Below are 19,399 nucleotides of genomic sequence, written 5' to 3'. Positions count from 1 at the left end.
ATCGTCCCGCGTCGAGCGGCGTCGACCCCTCGCGCCGAGATATCAGCAACCCGTGTGCCACCGCGAGCGCGCGCGGGGCGCGGGACCGCGGCCACCTTGCAGCGGCCGCACGGGGGCGCCTACCATGCGCTCACATGGGATCAGGCGCGAAAACGGCCCTCGGCGAGACCACGCTGGGCGGTCAAGGGAGCTCCAGCGCCGTGGCCGTCGCCGCGACGACGCCGGCCCTCACGATCCTCTACCATCCTCGCCCCGATCGCGTCGGCGAGCGCGCGCTGCTCGGCGAGCTCGCCGCGGGCAAGGCAGCCTCGGTGTCGCGGGTCGGACCCGCATTCGCGGCAAAGGGGCAGTCGCCCGGGTCGCCGCTCGAGGATGGGCACCTGAGCCGGCGGCCTCTCCGCCTGTCGGCCGCGCGCGGTGACGGCATCCGGCTCGAGATCGGCGACAGCGGTACGGCGGTCGTTGCGCAGGGCCGGCGGGTCCGAGAGAGCATCGTCTTCTCCGCGGCGCAGGTGAAGCGGGGTGTCGTGCTGGAGCTCTCCCGCCGCGTGGTGCTGCTGCTCCATCGCACGGGCGGGCTCCACCCGGTGCAGCAGGAGCCGGCGTCCGAGGGCGATGTCCGGGAGCTCGTGGGCGAGAGCGACGGGCTCCGGCGCGTGCTCTGGGACATCCAGAGCGTGGCCGATCTCGACCTCCCCGTGCTGCTCCGCGGCGAGACGGGGGTGGGCAAGGAGCTCGTGGCGCGCGCCGTCCACGCGGCGAGCCGCCGTAAGGGCCGGCCCTTCGTCGCGGTGAACCTCGGCGCCGTCGCTCCGAGCCTCGCGATCGCGGAGCTCTTCGGCGCCGAGAAGGGCTCCTTCACAGGCGCCGACCGGCGCCGCGCGGGCTATTTCGAGCAGGCCCGCGGCGGAACGTTGTTCCTCGACGAGATCGGCGACGCGCCGGCAGAGCTCCAGGTGGCGCTCCTGCGCGCGCTCGAGACGGGGGAGATACAGCCCGTGGGCGCGCAAGAGGCGCGCAAGGCGGACGTCCGGGTCATCGCGGCGACGGACGCGGACCTGGAGGCGAAGGTGGCGAGCGGGACCTTTCGAGCGCCGCTCCTGAACCGGCTGTCGTCGTACGAGATCTGGATCCCCCCGCTGCGCGAGCGCCGGGACGATATCGGGCGCTTGCTGGCGCGGTTCTTCCGCGAGGAGCTCGAGCGGATCGGCGAGGCGCACCGGCTGGATCCGGCGGCGGCGACGGACACGCCGTGGCTGCCGGCCTCGCTCGTGGCCCGGCTCGCCGAGCACGACTGGCCTGGCAACATCCGGCAGCTGCGCAACGTGGTGCGGCAGCTCGTCATCGGCAGCCGCGGCCAGGAGCGCCTCACGGTGGGCCCCGCGGTGGAGCGGCTGCTCGGCGAGGGCGCGCCGGCCGCGGAAGCGATCCTCAAGGAAGAGCCGCCGGCCAGCGCTCCGGAAGGGCGCGCTCCGGAAGGGCGCGCGCCTGAGGCGGAGCTCTCCCTGCCTCCTCCGCCAGGGTCCGGGCGGAAGCCGGCCGACGTGTCGGAAGCCGAGATCGCCGAGGCGCTCCGCGCGGCCCGGTGGGATCTGTCGGCTGCCGCGGCGCGACTTCAGATCTCGCGGCCGTCGCTTTACCTGGTGCTCGAGCGCTATCCCCGGTTCCGGACGGCGCGGGATCTCACGGCCGAGGAGATCCGCGCGTGCCACGCGGCGTGCGGCGGTGATGTGGGGCGCATGGTCGAGCGGCTGGAGGTCTCGGAGCGGGCGCTGCGTCGGAGGCTGCGGGAGCTGCGGCTCGCGTGACGGCGCGGCGCCTCCGGTAGCAGCCCGTCGGACGCAAAGCGCCGCTGACGTGTCGCCATGGCGCCATGCGTTGCGGATCGAGAGCAAACGCGCGCGCGCGTGAGTGTGTGTGTTAATCGATCTTGTGCTGTGAAGATCCAGGCTAGAGCGGCCTTCCCACCACCGAGAAGATGTAGTCGTCCTGCAGCCCTGAGCTCGGAGTCGGCGAGTGCGAGAGCTGCTTCCACCCGAACGGCGCCTCGGCGTGGTCCGACCAGTAGTTCCGCTCGGGCTGTGTGCTGTCGCGGCAGGTAGCGACGCACATGGTGCTGGATCCGTCTTCCGTCATGCGCACGCCGAGGTAGCCGAAGGGCTTCTCCTCGGTCAGCTGGAGCGGCGGGTCGATGGGAACGGTGATCGGCCGCCGTTCCTCATCGCCGGATGACCCGGACACCTCGATGACCCGGACGTCCGCGGGGCTCTCGTCAGGCACCATGGAAGGCGACGCGAAGAGCACGACCTCGTGGGCCGCACCGGAGCACGCCACATAGCGGAACTCCTCCACGCTGAAGGGCGTCTGCGCCTCGAAGCGTCCCAGTGCAACGGCGCCGATCTCCGCGGGCGCGGGCCCGACCGCGCCCCGCTGTCGCCGCTGGAAGCCGCTGCAGTCCGCCGGCGTCGCGATGGAAAGGATGACGCGACCGTCGGGTGAACCACCGGCTCCACCCTCCCCGGCCTCGCCACCCAACCCGGTGCCTGAGCTGACGGTGCCTGATCTGACGGTGCCGCCAGAGCCGCCACCTCCCGTACCCCCTTCGCCGCCGGAAGACGCGGGCGGAGGAGAGGAGACGTCGCTGCAAGCGACAAGAGCGGAGCCGATCAGAATCCACGTCATGAAACGCATGCGGTTGTCTCCTTGATAAAACGACACTTGTTGCCATGCAAACGCCCGAGTCATTGCTCGTGGCGGGCCAGGAGTCCGCCGCGGTGCCCCCAGCCGGCGAACCATGGGGCGCTGGCGTTTCCATGACGGACTGTCGTTCCCCCTGAACACGCCAAGCACGCGGCGTGCCGAGTGCGGCGGGCGCCGCGGCCCGCGCGACCGCGAAGCCTGACAGCGCCGCGTCGGGGCGCCGCCGCTGCAGGCGGGCGCGCGGGGCCGCGTGTCAGCGGTGGGCGAGGCCGGCCCGCTGCGTCGCGCAGTCGAAGACGATCTTCGACTCATAGGGCGCAGAGGGGTCCTCGGGGGGCGGCACCGAGATGCTCTTCGCACACCTCTCCCGGTAGGGACGCCCGGCGAGAAAGCCCGCGTCGTCCATCACCTCGGGCGTGTAGGAGGGCCACCGTATCGTGGCCGCACAGGAGGTCGTGCGACAGTCCACGTCCACGATCTCGAGCCCCCGGCCCGGCGCGATCGCGTCGAGGTCTGCCTGGAAGCTCTCCTCCGCCCTCTCGGCCCATCCCGCGTCGCGGCGCTGCTGCGCGTGTGCATCGAGGACGCCCGTCCACCAGGCGGTCTCCTCGCGGCGCATCGCCTCGAGGTCGCGCGGCTCCGCGTCCTCGCGCCCCTTGTTCGGCGCGGCCTCGGGGCCATCATCCTCCTGTGGGGCGGCGGCGCTCTCGAGATCGGCGATGCGGCGCTCCAGCCGTATCACCCGCTCGGAGTCGCCATGCCCCGCGGCAGGCTCGGGCGCCGGCTCCTGGATCACGCCCGCCTCGCGGGAGGGCGCCTCCCGTGGAGGCCGCCCTTCGGCGGGCGCGGGCCTGAGCTGGCTCACGAGCGAGACTATCAGCGCTGCCGTGGAGAGCCCCATCAAGGCGAGGCTTGTCCGTGAGGAGCGCAGGCGGGTTCGTTCGTCGTTCATCGTCGTTCCTCTCCCTGTCGTGCCGGAGGTCGCGAGCTGGAATCGATGCGGAGGGAATGGCGCAGCCGGGGCCGCGCCCGCCGGCCCATGAGGCCAGCGGGCGCGGCCCGCGGATGCGGGCGAGCGGCTCAGGTGTCGGTGAGCTTGATGCCGAAGAGGCGGCTTTGGGGGCCGAGGATCACTTCGGCATAGGGGAACCAGTACCAGTAGCTCGGGTTCTGCAGGACGGTGGTGGTCACGTCGGGGTGCAGCGTGGCGAAGGTGTCGCTCGACTCATCGTTGCCGTCGCATACGTAGCTCAGGCCCGACGGGGCCTTGACGCACGCTCTCGCGCTCGAGACGCTCCCGGTGACGTTGTGCACGTACACCTGCAGGTCCACGATGTTCTCGTGCTCCAGCAGGCTGTCCGACGGCAGCGTGCAGGTGATCTTGGAGGAGCTGGTCAAGCTGGGGTTGAGCACGAACGGGCCCTCGTACCCGCAGTAGCCGACGCCGAGCCGACGCCCAGCCGCCGAGGCGTCGCCGGAGTCGAGCATCACGAGCGAGCCCGCGCAGAGGCATGCGATCGCACCCAGGGTCTTGATCATCGTATTCATGTTGATCCCTTGTGGTTATGGTTTCGTCATCGCGGCCGTCCAGTTGGCCACACGCTCGTATCCAGCAAGGCGTGGGCCAACGGGCATAGGCGCGGATTGGCGGCATTGCTGACAGCAGGACCAACGCCCGTCCCCTGAAAGGGACGAGGTCTCCCCCATGGGAATCCCATGGAGAGGACGCCCCCGTCATCGCCGCGAGAGTTCGAATGCGCGAGCCATTCAGCCCGAGGGGATCCTCGGTCCTTCCTGCCCCGCTTCCGCGGACAGCCTCACGATGCGGCGAGCGCGGCCACGTAGGTCCTCAATTCGAGCTCGATCGGGCTCATGTAGGCGAGCCGTGAATGCCGTCGTTTCAGATCGTCGAAGTCGTCGATGTAGCCTCCGACGGCGGCGATGGCGGCCGCTCGTGTCGGGTAGCGCTCGTGCTCGACCAGCTCCGCCTTCAGCGTGGATTCGCGCCTAAAGGTCGATCCGGGGCGTGAGGAGTCCGGCGCAGCAATCGGTGCGCTCGCCGCGGCAGGCCGTGGGCGCGAGGCGAGAGGCGCGGGGGCGTGGACGACCGGAGAACGCCGGCTGGCCGGCTGACGTGTCAGCCGCTTCGCCTGGCGTGTCAGGAAGCGGGGTGGCGACGGTCGGATGCGGGGTGGGGCGAGCAGGGCGCTCGCTGCGTCCCGGCGTGCCCCGGCGCGCGCCTTGCAATGCGCTGGCACGTGGGGATAGCGTCCTGATCGTCCTGGAGCAGTGTCGAGGAATCCTCGCGCGGAGGAATGGCGAATGCGAGTTGACCCGGGAGCATCGGCGGTGCGCGAGAGCGGCCGGCGGCCATACGGCGCGGGAGGCGGGACACGCGAACCGCGGGCGAGGGCGGCACGGGGGCAGCGGCGCGTGCGCTGGTGGGCCGCAACGGGGATCCTGGTGCTGGCGGCACTGCTTCTCGTACCCCGTGGGGGCCATGCGCAGGGTGCCACACCATCGGCGGATGCGCTGGAGGAGGCTGAGCGGCTCAACCGTAACGTCGTGGCCCTCTACGGCCAGCGGCGCTTCGATTCGGCTATCCCGCTGGCGGAACGTGCGCTCACAATCCTAGAGAAGGCGCTGGGCAGAGACCATCCAGATGTGGCGACGGTGCTCAACAACCTCGCCGAGCTGTACAGGGCCAAAGGAGACTACGCGACAGCGGAGCCGCTCTACCAGCGTGCGCTCACCATCCGAGAGAAGGCGCTCGGAAGAGAGCATCCCGACGTCGCCAACTCGCTCAACAACCTCGCCGAGCTGTACAGGGCCAAAGGAGACTACGCGACAGCAGAGCCGCTCTACCAGCGAGCGCTCACAATCCGAGAGAAGGCGCTCGGAAGAGAACATCCCGATGTGGCGGCGTCGCTCCACAACCTCGCCGCGCTGTACATGGCAAAAGGAGACTACGGGAGCGCGGAGCCGCTCTACCAGCGAGCGGTCACGATCCGAGAGAAGGCGCTCGGAAGAGAACATCCCGACGTGGCCACGTCGCTCAACAACCTCGCCGATCTGCACAGAACAAAAGGAGACTACGCGACAGCGGAGCCGCTCCACCAGCGAGCCCTCACAATCCTAGAGAAGGCGCTCGGAAGAGAACATCCCGATGTGGCGCAGTCGCTCAACAACCTCGCCGTGCTCTACATGACCAAAGGAGACTACGCGAGCGCGGAGCCGCTCTGCCAGCGAGCGCTCACAATCCGAGAGAAGGCGCTCGGAAGAGAACATCCCGCTGTAGCGCAGTCGCTCAACAACCTCGCTGGGCTGTACATGACAAAAGGAGACTACGCAACAGCGGAGCCGCTTTACCATCGAGCAATCACAATCCTAGAGAAGACACTCGGCAGAGAACATCCCGATGTGGCGCAACTACTCAACAACCTCGCCTTGCTGCACATGGCAAAAGGAGACTACGCAACAGCGGAACCGCTCTATCAGCGAGCACTCCCAACCCTAGAGAAGGCGCTCGGCAGAGAACATCCCGACGTAGCAAGCTCGCTCAACAGCCTCGCCACACTGTACATGGCAAAAGGAGACTACGCAACAGCGGAGCCTCTCTACCAGCGAGCGCTCACAATCCGAGAGAAGTCGCTCGGAAGAGAACATTCCGCTCTAGCGCAGTCGCTCCACAGCCTGGCCACACTGTACATGGCAAAAGGAGACTACGCAAGCGCGGAGCCACTCTACCAGCGAGCCCTCACAATCCTAGAGAAGGCGCTCGGAAGAGAACATCCCGCTCTAGCGCAGTCGCTCAACAACCTCGCCGTGCTGTACATGACAAAAGGAGATTACGCGAGCGCGGAGCCGCTCTGCCGTCGAGCGCTCGCAATCCTAGAGAAGGCGCTCGGAAGAGAACATCCCGGCGTGGCGCGGTCGCTCAATAACCTCGCCTTGCTGTACATGACAAAGGGAGACTATGCGACATCGGAGCCGCTCTACCATCGAGCGCTCACAATCCTAGAGAAGGCGCTCGGAAGAGAACATCCCGACGTGGCGGCGTCGCTCAACAACCTCGCCGATCTGCACAGAACAAAAGGAGACTACGCGACAGCGGAGCGGCTCCACCAGCGAGCAGTCACGATCCGAGAGAAGGCGCTCGGAAGAGAACATCCCGACGTGGCCACGTCACTCAACAACCTCGCCACACTGTACATGGCAAAAGGAGACTACGCGACAGCGGAGCGGCTCCACCAGCGAGCCCTCACAATCCGAGGGAAGGCGCTCGGAAGAGAACATCCCGATCTGGCGCGCTCGCTCCACAACCTCGCCATGCTGTACAAGACCAAAGGAGACTACGCGAGCGCGGAGCCGCTCTACCATCGAGCGCTCACAATCCTAGAGAAGGTGCTCGGCAGAGAACATCCCGACGTGGCCACGTCGCACAACAACCTTGCGACTTTGCACCTGGCGCACGGTGATACTCGTCTAGCGATTCGGATGACCGAGCAGGCGGCGAACATCGAAGATCGCAACGCTGCCATCCTGCTGACCACAGGAGGGGACGAGCAGAAACGCGCGTACATGGCGACCCTCCGCGGGAACACGAACATCGCCGTTTCCCTGCATGTTCAGTTTGCCTCTACCGACGTGGCGGCGAGGCGCCTCGCCCTGACCACGATCCTTCGCCGCAAGGGGCGCGTGCTCGACGCGATGACCCACGGCCTCGCGGCGCTGCGCCGTCGCGCCGGCCCCGAGGATCGCCTGCTGCTCGACAAGCTGAGCCGCGTGAGCGCCGAGCTGAGCACGCTGACGTGGCGTGGGCCGGAGGCGCAACGACCGCGACAGTCGCCTGAGGACTACAATAGCGGCCAGCTTGCGCAATACCGTAAGAACCTGGCGCGCCTCGATGCCGAGCGGCAGACGCTCGAAGCAGAGATCGGGCGCCGCAGCCCGGAGCTCAAGGCCGAGCTCTCGCCGGTCAGCCTGGCGCAGGTCCAGGTCGCCGTGCCCGACGGGGCAGCGCTTGTCGAGTTCTTCCGGTACGCCCCATTCAACCCGAGGGGGACGGAGACCACCGACACCTTCTGGGACAAGGCGCGCTACGTCGTGTACGTCCTGCGGCACGGCGGCGACATCGCCTGGGCCGATCTCGGCGAGGTCGAGCCCATCGAGGACGCCGTCGGCGACCTCCGCAAAGCGCTCGCCCGCGCCGCAACCGATCCCAGACCGGCCGCGCGCGCCCTCGATGCCCTGGTCATGCAGCCGATCCGCCGCATCCTCGGCCCGACGCGAAGGGTTCTGCTCAGCCCCGACGGCTCCCTCAATCTGGTGCCCTTCAGCGCGCTCCTCGACGAGAACGGCCGCTATCTCGTCGAGCGCTACGCGTTCACCTACCTGCCCAGCGGGCGCGACCTCGTGCGCCTCCGTGCAACGGCACCAGCCCGCCAGGGCGCCTTCGTCTTCGCCGCCCCGAACTACGATCGTCCGGCCGCGACATCACCCCCGCGCAATACGGGAGATCCACCGTCCGATACAAACGTCGCGATGTGGTTCCCACCGCTCGCCTCCGCCGCCGAAGAGGGTCGCGCCCTCGGCCGGCAACTCCCGGGCGCGCAGGTGCTGCTCGGCGCGGACGCGACCGAGCACGCGGTCAAGGCGCTGCACGGCCCACGCCTGCTCCACATCGTGACCCATGGCTTCTTCCTGCCGGACCAGAAGGAGCCTCACGCCCCGCCTCAACCGCTTCTCCTGGACGTCGGCTCACGCGGCCTGAACGCCTGGGGGAGCGCGCTCCCGCACATCGAGAACCCGCTGCTCCGCTCGGGCCTGGCGTTCGCGGGCGCCAACCGGCAGAGCACTGGCAACGACAACGACGACGGCATTCTCACCGCGCTCGAAGCCTCGCAGCTCGATCTGAACGGCACCAAGCTCGTCGTCCTGGCCGCGTGCGAGACCGGCGTCGGCGACGCCAGGAGCGGCGACGGCGTCTACGGCCTGCGGCGCGCGCTCGTCATGGCCGGAGCCGAGACCCAGGTCATGAGCCTCTGGAAGGTCAGGGACGACGCGACCCGCGAGCTGATGCAGGCCTACTACGACCGGCTACTCGCCGGCGGCGGCCGAGGCGAGGCCCTGCGCCAAGCCCAGCTCGCGATGCTCGCGAATCCGGATCGGGCACACCCCTTCTTCTGGGCGAGCTTCATCGCCTCCGGCAACGACGCGGCCCTCGACGGCAAGAAGGTCGACCCCTCCTTCGCCAGTGTCAGACCGCCCCCCGGCTGCAGCTGCGATCTCGCGGCGCAAGCTCCTGCCGGCTCCGGCGCTGCTGCGGCCCTCCTCGCCGCCTGCGCCCTCGCGCGACGCCGACCGCGGCGCGGAGCGCACCGCGAGCGACGCCTTCGTCTCACCCTGCGCCCCACCCGATCAGGCCCTGCCACCGCACCCGCAAGCGTCGCGCCTGTCGTGCCTTGATCCTGGTCGGTGCGGAGACGCCCGTGATACAGCATCTGGAGCGCCGACGAAGAGGCCATCCTGGATCCGGAGAGCCGATGAGCCAGCAGGCAACGCCCGCGGGAGGGGACAACCCCAAGGAGCCCTTCGAACCGGTCCAGGCCAGCGATCCGTCGAACACCGGCGTGGCGATGGCGCCCGGCGCCCCTGCCCGCATTCGTGTCCCCACGAGCGGCTCGCTCCGGAAGGTGATCGACGCGGTCCTGAAGGGCGACGCGGATCTCGATGCGTTCTGCCACGACCACCACGCCGACGTGTACCGCCGCTTCAGCGACGGCATGGAGCGCGGCCGCAAGATCACCCTGCTCCTCCAGCACGCCCCGCGGGCCGCCGTCCTCGCTTCCCTCTGCGAGGCGCACGGGGCGGCCATGAAGCAGCACGAGCACCTCCTCACGTGGTCGCCGGCGACGATCGCGCCGCTGTCGTCGGTCCAGACGCGGCCGCGGCGCCTCGCCGCCGGCTTGCTCGGCCTCGTCGCCATCGCGCTCGCCGCATGGAGGCTCTCCGCGGACCCCGACGCCCGCTCCACGATCGCTCGCCGCGGTGTCCTCGAGGCCTGGAGGGAGTGGGCCGCCACCCACCGCGCGATAGAGCCCTTCGCCCCGCAGGAATGCGGCATCGTCCTCGGCGGCCCCTGGATGGCGACCCCCGCCGGCGACGCGCTCTGCCGCGAGCTCCGGAAGCTCCCCGACGCGTGCGCTGTGCGATGCGTCGCTCCGCCGCCGGACGTGACGACCGCAAAAGCGGCCCCGCTCGACCGCGCGGCGAGGAGCGCCGGCGCACTCCTGATGGCCGAGATCGACGAGAAAGGGGTAGCGAAGGTCACCCCGCTGGGCCGCCTCGCAAAGGAGCCGCTGCTCGGACGGCGGATCGAGCTCGATATCGCCGCCGAGGCCGACAGGAAGCGGGCCGGGATCGTGATGAGCGCCCTCGCACACCTCGCGGCACCGCGGGGAGACCTGGTCGCCAGCAACATCGCGTGCCCCGTGGACCCAGCGGCCCCGCTCGACCGGATCGCGCTCCTCGCGCTGCTCGCCGTGCCCTCCTGCGAGTCAGCGCAGATCCGCTCGCTCGACCTGAGATGCGCCAGCGGGACGACGGTCTCGGACGAGGACTGCGCGCTCGCCCGCTACATCGACGCCGAGCTGCATCTCGCGGACACGCGGCGCGCTCGGTCCATCCTCGCGGAGCTGCGGGATCAGGGCGCAGCGCGGTTCCGGACCGTGGCGAAGCTCCTCCTGGCGCATCTCGATTGCAAGGAGCACGCGTTCCACGAGGCAGCGACCGCGCTCCGCGAGCTCGCGGAGGGCGCCGATGCCTGCGTGCTCGCCCACGTCTCCGAGGCGGCCGCGTGTGTCGCCTCGTCCGCCGGGCCCGGAAAGGTCGACCCGGAGATCGCGCGGCTCGAAGCGCTGCCGATCGACCCGAAGAGCGAGTGCCCCGCGCGAATGCGCGCTCGGGCGCTGGCGCGGCGAGGGTACTGGAGAGAGCAGGGCAAGCGATGGAGCGACGCGCTCGCCGACTACGAGAAGGCGTGGCACCTGTTCCAGGATCCGCTCTACGGCCTCAACCTGGCGGCGATGTGGCTTCAGAACGGCCAGCCGCAGGAGGCAGCAAAGGTGCTGTCCGAGGTGGACTGCGACGCCGGCGGGCCTCGGAGCTGCGAGGCCACGGTGGCGCTGCTCCGCTGGATCACGGCGGGCGACGCGCTCGAGAGGGCGTCGGCGAAGGACGCGCTGCTCCGGCTCCACGAGCAGCGCGGGGCCAACGCGGCTGTGCTCGGCGCATCGACGGACGCGCTCCTGCGCGCGCTGGCATGCCCCGGCCCGCCGAGCGCCGACTGCCTTTACGATGTGCTCACGCGCTCCTCGGCGCGAAACGCTTTGCTCAAGGCGTTCGACGCTGCAGAGCGCGCGCGCCTGCTGCCGCGCTAGTACCGCGGGTCAGAAATCCGGGCAGGATGTCTGAAGCGCGGATTGGGCGGTCCGCTAATCCCCCTTCACGGGGCAGGGCACGAGCACATAGTAGGTCTGCCCGTCCGGCGCCCATGCGGCGTCGGCGATCGGCACCCCGCTGAAATCCTGGAACACCACCGGCGATTTCCCGCGAACGGGCTCGACGTCCAGGAACGACGCCGTGCCGTCCCAGCTCGGGACGAGGCACTTCCGCCCGCCGTCCAGGCAGCGAGGCGCGCTGTAGCGCTCGAAGAACGCCTCCTGGCTCGACAGGTACCGCTCGTCGGTGAACGGGCTCGCCGACAGGATCGCGCCATCGCCGATCACCAAGAGCCAGAGCTGCTCGTCCTGTGCGCCATCGGGCCTGGCGGCGACGAGGAGCCCGAGGGGTGAAGCCTGCCTGTCGAACGCGAGCAGGCGCGTGATGCCGAGCACCGGATCGTTCCCTGCGAGCCGCGCGGGCATCTCGCCCGTCGTGCGGCTGACGTGCACGACGCCGGCTCGCAGGAAGAAGAACCGCGGATCTCCCCCAGGTGCAGGGAGGAACGCCATCGCCTCGAAGCACCCTGGAAGCACGGGCCTGGCCGCCCCGAGCGCCTTGCCCGCAGGGGGCTTCGAGGGCAGCGCTAGCAGGTGACGGTACCCGAGCGGCGGCTCTTCGCCGCGGTGCTCGGAACCCACGGCCCAGCCGATGACGGCCGTCGGATGCAGCGCCGCTGCGACGCCGGCCGGCGGCCGTGACGCCGCGCCGCCGCACCCGAGGAGCAAGATCGCCACGAGTGCCAGCGCACCACGCATGGTCACGCCTGCTCGACGAGGCGAAGCGACGCCGCGTCGACGCCGGCCTTCACCTTGAGCCGCGGTATCCGATCCTCCGGGATCTGGTGCAGCCGCAGCGCACTGCATCCGAGGCGGAACGCCTCGTCGACGGTCCGACCGAACCCGAGGGCCCGGTAGAACGACGCCGCGAACTCGGTCGCAGCGAGATCGCCGATCGGCTCGTGCATGCCGACCGCGCACGCGACGTGCTGCGTGAGCGCCTCGGCCAGCGGCTCGGAGTAGCAGGCGTTGAGCACCACCATCTGAAGGTTGTCGCCGAGGATGCCGATGAGGTCCGAGAGCGCGCCCTTGTCGACGAAGGCAATCCCGCCCTCGCTGTCCTCGAGGACGATCTTCTCGTCATGGGTCCCGTGCCCGCTGAAATGGAGGACATGCGGCCGCTCCTCGAGGAGCGCCAGCTGGAGATCGTCGGGTCGAACAGCCCACCGGGAGGCGAACGTCACCGCGTCGCGGTGCGACGCCGAGCGAATCCTGTCCTCGATCTGACGGATCTCGCGGCCGAGCCCGAGCTGGGTCGTGCTCCGCGGGTTGGCCGCCAGGAAGAGCACCTTGATGCCCCCGCCGGCGGACGGGAGCGCCCGCCCGGGCGCCGGCGAGGCGTCACCCCCGGCGCCCGGGTCCTGGAGGAGCTGCGCAAGGCGCTCGGGATCAGCGTGGTCGAGCAAGAGGGTGACCTTGCGGACGCGCTGCATCCCGTCCGAGAAGCGACGGTACACGTCGGGGAAGTGATCGCTGCAGAAAGCATCGAGATCCGCGTCGCTGCGGAGCGCCTCCCCGATGAGCGCGCGGAGCTTGGGCTGAGGGAGCTTCACGGGGAGAGCGTACACGCGTTCCGGACACGAGAGCAGCCACGCCTCGCGCGGGGTCGCGGCCGTCGCCGTTGCCTCGCCCTGCGGGGCCGCGGCGCGCGGCACCCACGCGCTGCTGCCGCGCCCCCCAGCGCCGTCAGCCGAACCGCAGCCGACGCGAACACGCACAATGACGAACCGCCCGCAGCCTGCTGTGAAGAACCCTGCGCGCCTGGGTAATGCATTGCTCCCCAAGCAGCGGCCGCCGCGCTGACCGCTTCGCACCTCGCCCCCGCGAAGAAGTCGGAACATTCTAAATTCTCGGAATTTTCGGACACGCGGCGCGCGCTCCGACACCGTGTGGCAGGGCACGACGCGTGCTTTGTCGCCGCCGGCGCCAGCAAAGCGCCTGGTGAAGCGCTCGCATACAGCGTGGACAGCTTTGCCGCCGTGGAGCTCCTTTGCCTCGTGAGGGTGCTTTGAGACGACGTCTGCCTTGGATTCACGCGTTGCTCGCCTCCTTATCGGCGGCGATGCTCTGGTCCGCGCCTGCTCGCCCCGGCGAGCCGCCGCAGCTCTCCTGGGACAAGCCGGTTCGCTGCATCAAGTCGCCGAACGGCGGCGCGGTGCGCGTTCAATGCGAGCCAGGCCCGGACGGCGAGCGCTGCCTCGTCGCGCCCGATCACCTGGCCCACGACAGCGGCGCGCTCGACAAGGTGCAGCCGTGCAACGTGGTTGAAGACGTCTCGGCCTACCAGGCCCTGACCGCGCGCGGCGCCCGCCTCGTCGCCGCGATCCCCGAGGCGCCGCCTGGCTACGCGCGCTCGGCCGAGGGCAAAGCATTTCAGGTCAAATTCGATCTCCTGAACCGGCTTTACCTGGGCGCGTCCTGGCTGCCCACGTTCCATGGAAACAACGGGCTCCCCGTGCCCGCGAGCTTCCCCCTGGGCCGCGGGAGGGCCGAGGCCGGCATCCACGTGAGCGTGCTCTCGACGCGCTACCGCGCGCGCCATGACATGCGCATCCTCGAGGGGACAGCCACGTTCGACGATCTCGAGCTCTCCGGGGTCCTCTTCAGCTACGATTACCAGCACGTGCACCGGCGGCCGGCCCACTGGCTCAGCACCTTCGTGGGCAAGCCGCGGCTTCACCCGATCTCGCCGCGGATGGGCTGGGGCTTCCGGGTGGTGTCGGTGAACGACCGCCCCCCCGCGCGCCGCGACACGCTCGACGTGGAGTTCGCCGAGGTCCACCTCGCGTGGCATCCGTGGCAGTCGAACGACATGTACAGCCACATCCGGCTCGAGGCGGGCGCCGATCTGGGAGAGTACTGGGAGCGTCGATCGGAGATCGACGACGGCCTGGACACCGGCGCTCTGTACATCGGTCCGACGAGCGCCCTCAAAACGCGCTTCAGCCTCGGCGAGGGCGGCCTCCACGCGCTCTCGACAGCGTTCACCTACCGGCGCCCGAACATCGCGGCCGGGAGCGGGAGGGGAGAGGCGATGAACCGACTCGAGGCCACCATCGCCTACGAGGGGATCCTCCTCGCGATCAACGATCAGCCCATCTCGCTGCGGCTCGCCGCGATGGGGGTGAGCCGCAACGACCTCGACAGCGACATTCGCGACGTGGAGGTCAAGGCCGCCGCGGGCCTGCGGGTGTCGTTCTGGGCTCCCCCACGGGTGTTCGAGCCGATGCCCGCCTTCGAGGACCCGTGACGGCCCGGCGCCTCGCCGCGCTGCTCGTCATGGCGGCGGCCGCGGCGCTCTCCCCGCGCGCCGCCCGCGCCGAGCCGGCGCGCGGGGAGAGCGCCGCCCGCGCCGAGCCGGCGCGCGAGGAGAGCGCCGGCCGCGCCGAGCCGGCGCGCGAGGAGAGCGAGCGCGCGGGCGGCGGCGATACCGCCGTTTCCGAGGAGGGCCGGCGCTTCCGCGTGCGCTTCGACCCGGCGAGCCGGGTGTGGCTCGGCGTCGCGTCCGCGCTGCACCGGGGCGCGGGCGGGGCGATCGCGATCGAGCCCGAGATCGACGCGGGCCTTTCCTACCGCGCGCGCAGCGTGACGGGCTCCGGGCGTGGCCGCGTGATCTGGCAGGCGGATCACCGCGTCCTCGCCGGCCGGGTGTCTCCGGCCGGGCAGGCGCTCGACGGCGTGCCCGCGCTCGACGCGGCGCTTTATGGCGCGTCGTTCTTGCGGCACGACGAATCGCCGCGGGTGGTCTTGCCGATGTCGCCGCCGATCGCGGTCCCCTTCCCCTTCGACATCGGCGTGGAAGCCGAGGTGGGACGGGTGAGCATCCCCTCGATCCCGCGGCGCGAGGGCGAGGGATCGCCGGCGCCGCTGATCCGGGTCGGCGTGGCGCGCGCCACGGCGATCCTCGATCCATGGCGCACGGGCGAGCCGGGCCGCAGCTTCGAGATCGGGCTCGGGGTCCGTTACGACATCGACGCTTACGCCGAGTCCCCCTCTCCCCGGGCCGCGCCCGCGCGCCGCACGCTCGGTGAGCCAAGGGTCGTCCACCGGATCGCGCCCATGACCGCGGGCTCGCTGCGGCTGCGGCTCCAGAGCGGCGACGGGCTGACGGTCTTCGATGGTCGAGGCGACGTCGTCCCGCACTGGACGAGCGAAGAGCGCTGGCGCGTCCTCGTGCGCTCGGCCGCGCACGTCGAGAGGATCCTGGCCGCGATCGACGATCAACCCATCGCCGCGGTGCTCGAGGGCGAGTACCGGCTGCTGCCGCCCGCCCTCGACATGCAGGCCGTCCATGATCTGCGCGTGAGCCTCGGGCTCGCGTTCACGCTGGCGCTGCGATAGGGCGACGGCGGGGTTGCAACTGCGAGGAGAGTCTACCCCGGGCGCCGATTCTGCCGCGCGCCGGCCCAGGCGCCGAACAGGGTGCCGCCGATCGTGAGGACAGTCGAGACGAGCGCCCGCGTCACGGAGGTCTCGTCGCCCACGACCACCCATCCCAGCACGAGCGAGAGCGCGATGAGCACCCACGCCAGCCGGTACTCCATGCGCCGCGCGGTGCGGGCGCAGACGTAGCCACCGAGCGCGGAACCGAAGGTGCCGAGCACCATGAGGGTGTTCGTGACGCCCTCCGAGGGCGACGTGAGTACCTTCGCGAGACCGCCGTCGGTCGCGCCCATGGACGCTACGAACACCGCGTAGACGATCAAGAACGCAGTCCCGAGCACCATCGTGAGCCCGAGGTCCGCGAGCACGCCGAAGAGCAGCGCCTTGGCAGCGGATCCGTGCGCCCGCGCCGGCCCAATGTCGAGGTTCGCCTGCGGGGGCTGGAAAGGATTGGGGGCCGACCTCTCGCTCATGACGGTGGCAGTCTCGCCGCCTGCGCCCCCCGCGGTCCACGGGCCGGGCCGCCCGCCTTCGCCTCCTCGCAGGCCGCCGCCATCCCCGGGCCCGCGACGTAGCGATCGAACATGATGACCGACATTCGACTGGTCTCCTTGTCGTGTGAATGAACCCCGACCCAGCGCCGCCGGCCATACCCCTCCTGGCTACGCCAGCGGAGGCCAAATCATCTCAAGGGCATGGATCCGCGCTCAAGTGAAAGCACGAAGCGCACGCCGATGAAGCGCACGCTGGTAATGATGAACCATGGCGCTCGCGCTCGTCGTGGGGTTCCTGCTCGGTTATCTCGGCACGATCCCGGCGGCGGGGCCGCTGGCCGTCCTGCTCGTGGCCGCCGCGCTCGCGGGGCAGCCCCGGCGCGTCTTGCTGCTCGCCATCGGAGGAGCCCTCGCGGAGGGGCTCTGGGCGCTCGCCGCGGCGCGCGGGCTCGGGTGGGTCCTCGAGGCGCACCCCGCGATCGATCGCGCCCTGCGAACGGGCGGCGCCGCGCTCGTCATGGCGATGGGCCTCGCCCTGGCGCTCGCGCCTCGACGCGCCGCCGAGGCGCCCTCCTCCGGGCGCGCGACATCGGCGCTCCTTACCGGGTTCGTCCTCGTCGCCTTCAATCCGTCGTTCCTGGCGTCGTGGATCGCCTCGTGCGCCGTGCTCCGCGCGTACCCTGCCCTCGCGCCCGCCGTCGCGCCGGCCCACGCGGTCGCGCTCGCGGTGGGCGCCGCCGCGGGCGTGGTGAGCTGGTTCGCGACGCTCCGGCGATTGCTGGCGCGCTACCGCGAGCGGCTCGGCGCATGGCACGGGCACCTTGTGCGCGGCCTCGGCTGGGCGCTGGTGGCGCTGGGGCTCGCGGGGCTCGTGCAGCGGCTCGTGTGAGATCCGTGCCCTGTGTGGACGCCGGTCGCGCGCCCGCATAACGTCGTTCGGATGCGGGTAGACGCCGGCAGCCTGCGTCGTCCGGTCGTATGAACGCCCTTCATACCCTCGCATCAGACCGCGCGGCGAGCCCTGGGTCGCGCGCCTCGGGCGCGTCGCCGCGCGCGATCTACCGCAGGCTGCGGGCCGGCGAGCCGGCCCCGGAGGATCTCGCGGACGAGCCCGCGCCGGAAGCCGGAGCCCCCGACGGCATCGAGGCGTTCTTTGCGGCCCTGACCGCGCTCCGCGACGAGGACGAGCGATGCGGCGCCTCCAGCTCCGATGACGCCGAGCCGGCGCGGGTCCTGCTCGGCTATGCGCCGACCGCCCTGCTCGACGGGTGCTGGCTCGCCGCGGCGGTGCGCGTGCGCCACGCCGACGGCGCGCTCGGCGCGGCCTGCCTCGACGCGTTCTATCTCGAGTGCGGCGAGGGCGACCCCGCGCGGCACCACGGCGCCCTGTACGGCGCCGCGCTGGCCGCCGCGGGGCTCGCGCTGCCCGATCTCGGGAGCCCCGCATTCGAGCGCTCCGCCTGCCTCGCCGACGCGGACTTCGCGCTCGCGATCCCGGGCCTCCGCGTCGCGCAGCGCGGGAACGCGACGCTGGCCGAGGCGCTGGGCCACCACGCGGCGGCCACGGTGCTCGGTCCGCCCGCGGCGGTGCGCCGGGCCGCTTCGCGCGCGCGCTGCGACGGCCTGTACTTCGCCGAGCACGCGGAGGGCGCGGCGACGGCACGCCGGGCCCGCGATCTCGCGCGGCGGTGCCTCGAGGCGCACGCCGCGGGCGGGGCGCCGGACTGGTCGCGCGTGTGGCGCGGCGCCTGGTCGCTCTGGGCCGCGTGGCGCGCGTGGCTCGCGTCGCTCCGGCCCGCCGCCGCGCCGTCCGCGTGGGAGGCGATGCTGGCGCTCGTCGAGGCGAAGGCGCGCCACGCGTTCGGATTTCACGGCCGCGTCCGGCTCGACGGACAGGCGCTCGACGACGCGCTCGATCCGGCGCGGCTCGACGCGCGCCGCGTCCTCCTGCGCCTGGCGCGCTCGCCATGGATCGTGCCGGGGAGGCCCGACGAGAGCCCGCTGGTCACGCGCGCCGTGCAGTTCGGCGGGCCGATGTTCGGCGTCTTCACCGACGCCGAGGTCGACGTGATGCGCGCCTGGATCCGCGCGCTGATCGAGGCGCCGGAGCCTCCGGCCTCCGCCCGCGCGATCCGCAGCGCGGAGGAGCATGAGGGCTCGCCGCGCGTCGATCACGACGGGGCCTCGATGGACGTGAATCGCCGAGGAGGATCCACCCCTCGCGCGCAGGCGCGCGCAGGGCTCCCCCTGCCGGAGCTGTACCACCGGCTGCTCTGCGCCCGCGGGCCCGGGGACGTGGACCGCGAGGCGGGCGCGCTCGCGCGGGCGCACGTCGAAGCGATGCTCCGCGAGGTGCACGGCGAGGTGTCTCCCGCCCGGCTCGCCGCGGATGGGCGCTGGCCCTGGTCCGCCGCGGGGCTCTCGCGCTGGGTCGACGCGCGGCTGCGCGAGCAGATCTTCGAGGAAGGGCACGCCCATGCGCACTCCACGGCGGGACCGCATGCGGCCCCACACCCCGCGCGCGAGCACACGCAGCCCACGGGCGGCGCGGGCATCGCGCGCGAGATCACGCGCGACGAGGCCGTCTGGCTGCTCACCCAGCTCGCGCCGGCGGCCGTGATCGACGGCGCGTGGCTCCAGGGCATGACGGCCCCCGGCGCGCTCCACACGCCGGTCGCGGCGCTCCTGCTCCGGATCTACCGCGACGAGCTCGGCGCGGGCGTGCCCGCCCAGCACCACGGCAACGTGCTGCGCAGGGCGCTCGCGGAGCAGGGCGTGACGCTGCCGCCGTGCGACGCGCGCGCGTTCGTGGAGCGGGGCGATCTCCTCCCGCAGGCGTTCTCGATGCCCGTGCTCTGGCTCGCGTTCGCGCAAAGGTCCACGGAGCTCTTGCCCGAGCTGCTCGGCCTCAACCTGGCGATCGAGATGGCCGGCATCGGCCGCGGGTACGCCATGGCCGCCGCGCTCCTGCGGCGCCACCGGATCGACCCGTACTTCTTCGACCTGCACAACACGATCGACAACGCCGCGTCGGGGCACACAGCGTGGTCGATCGAGGCCATCACCCGGCTCATGGACGCCTGCGCGGCGCCCGGCGACGCGCTCGCGATCGAGCGCGCAACGCTGCGGATCTGGCGCGGATACGCCGCGTACGCGCGCGCGAGCCGGCCGCTCGTGCGCGCCGTCGCGGTGCGCCTCGGCCCACGGCTCGGCTGGCGCTGGCTCCGGCGGCACCTGCTCGGGGACACGGGGAGGTAACGC

General features: G+C 71.2%; 14 protein-coding genes. 7 read left to right on the top strand and 7 right to left on the bottom strand.

Features of this window, described 5'->3' with window-relative positions:
* Positions 1–134: 134 nt before the first annotated feature.
* Positions 135–1,808, top strand: a complete 1,674-nt coding sequence (locus WMF22_RS11420; protein ID WP_438035769.1) for a sigma 54-interacting transcriptional regulator — start codon at positions 135–137, stop codon at positions 1,806–1,808.
* A 142-nt stretch (positions 1,809–1,950) separates the two neighbouring features.
* Here the strand turns inward: WMF22_RS11420 and WMF22_RS11415 are convergent, their stop codons facing one another.
* From WMF22_RS11415 to WMF22_RS11400, 4 genes are all read right to left on the bottom strand, one after another.
* The gene (locus tag WMF22_RS11415) at positions 1,951–2,691 is read right to left on the bottom strand and encodes a hypothetical protein (protein ID WP_438035768.1); all 741 of its coding nucleotides are present in this window, start codon (positions 2,689–2,691) and stop codon (positions 1,951–1,953) included.
* Between the two features lie 262 nt (positions 2,692–2,953).
* Positions 2,954–3,652 carry a hypothetical protein gene (locus WMF22_RS11410; protein WP_438035767.1) on the bottom strand — a complete coding sequence of 233 codons (699 nt, stop codon included), beginning with the start codon at positions 3,650–3,652 and terminating at the stop codon, positions 2,954–2,956.
* 128 nt (positions 3,653–3,780) lie between these two features.
* The gene (locus WMF22_RS11405; protein WP_437299128.1) at positions 3,781–4,248 is read right to left on the bottom strand and encodes a hypothetical protein; all 468 of its coding nucleotides are present in this window, start codon (positions 4,246–4,248) and stop codon (positions 3,781–3,783) included.
* A 269-nt stretch (positions 4,249–4,517) separates the two neighbouring features.
* A complete protein-coding gene (locus WMF22_RS11400; RefSeq protein ID WP_438035766.1) occupies positions 4,518–4,958 on the bottom strand; it encodes an IS3 family transposase in 441 nt (146 codons plus the stop codon).
* A 307-nt stretch (positions 4,959–5,265) separates the two neighbouring features.
* Here WMF22_RS11400 and WMF22_RS11395 point away from each other — a divergent pair, with 307 nt between their 5' ends.
* Positions 5,266–9,168, top strand: a complete 3,903-nt coding sequence (locus WMF22_RS11395; RefSeq protein ID WP_438035765.1) for a tetratricopeptide repeat protein — start codon at positions 5,266–5,268, stop codon at positions 9,166–9,168.
* A 77-nt stretch (positions 9,169–9,245) separates the two neighbouring features.
* Complete coding sequence (locus tag WMF22_RS11390) at positions 9,246–11,141, top strand: hypothetical protein (protein WP_438035764.1); 1,896 nt, start codon at positions 9,246–9,248, stop codon at positions 11,139–11,141.
* A gap of 54 nt (positions 11,142–11,195) precedes the next feature.
* Here WMF22_RS11390 and WMF22_RS11385 read toward each other — a convergent pair whose 3' ends face one another.
* Positions 11,196–11,960: a hypothetical protein gene (locus tag WMF22_RS11385; protein ID WP_437299124.1), complete on the bottom strand. Its 765-nt coding sequence runs from the start codon at positions 11,958–11,960 to the stop codon at positions 11,196–11,198.
* Positions 11,961–11,962: 2 nt separating this feature from the next.
* Positions 11,963–12,814: a CHAT domain-containing protein gene (locus WMF22_RS11380; RefSeq protein ID WP_437299123.1), complete on the bottom strand. Its 852-nt coding sequence runs from the start codon at positions 12,812–12,814 to the stop codon at positions 11,963–11,965.
* 485 nt (positions 12,815–13,299) lie between these two features.
* Here WMF22_RS11380 and WMF22_RS11375 point away from each other — a divergent pair, with 485 nt between their 5' ends.
* Positions 13,300–14,511: a hypothetical protein gene (locus WMF22_RS11375; protein ID WP_437299122.1), complete on the top strand. Its 1,212-nt coding sequence runs from the start codon at positions 13,300–13,302 to the stop codon at positions 14,509–14,511.
* A complete protein-coding gene (locus WMF22_RS11370) occupies positions 14,508–15,602 on the top strand; it encodes a hypothetical protein (protein WP_437299121.1) in 1,095 nt (364 codons plus the stop codon). Before WMF22_RS11375 ends, WMF22_RS11370 begins: the two co-directional genes overlap by 4 nt.
* Before the next feature lie 32 nt (positions 15,603–15,634).
* On the opposite strand, the gene WMF22_RS11365 is transcribed toward WMF22_RS11370, so the two are convergent.
* Positions 15,635–16,117, bottom strand: coding sequence for a hypothetical protein (locus WMF22_RS11365; protein ID WP_437299120.1), 483 nt, complete (start codon positions 16,115–16,117; stop codon positions 15,635–15,637).
* Between the two features lie 289 nt (positions 16,118–16,406).
* Here WMF22_RS11365 and WMF22_RS11360 point away from each other — a divergent pair, with 289 nt between their 5' ends.
* Positions 16,407–17,027, top strand: a complete 621-nt coding sequence (locus WMF22_RS11360) for a LysE family transporter (protein ID WP_438035763.1) — start codon at positions 16,407–16,409, stop codon at positions 17,025–17,027.
* 89 nt (positions 17,028–17,116) lie between these two features.
* Positions 17,117–19,396, top strand: a complete 2,280-nt coding sequence (locus tag WMF22_RS11355; protein WP_438035762.1) for an iron-containing redox enzyme family protein — start codon at positions 17,117–17,119, stop codon at positions 19,394–19,396.
* The last annotated feature ends 3 nt before the right edge of the window (positions 19,397–19,399 follow it).

The organism is Sorangium sp. So ce204 (assembly GCF_051526795.1).
GTDB classification, from domain to species: Bacteria; Myxococcota_A; Polyangia; order Polyangiales; family Polyangiaceae; genus Sorangium; species Sorangium cellulosum_B.
This window is presented reverse-complemented; position numbering and strand designations above follow the sequence as displayed.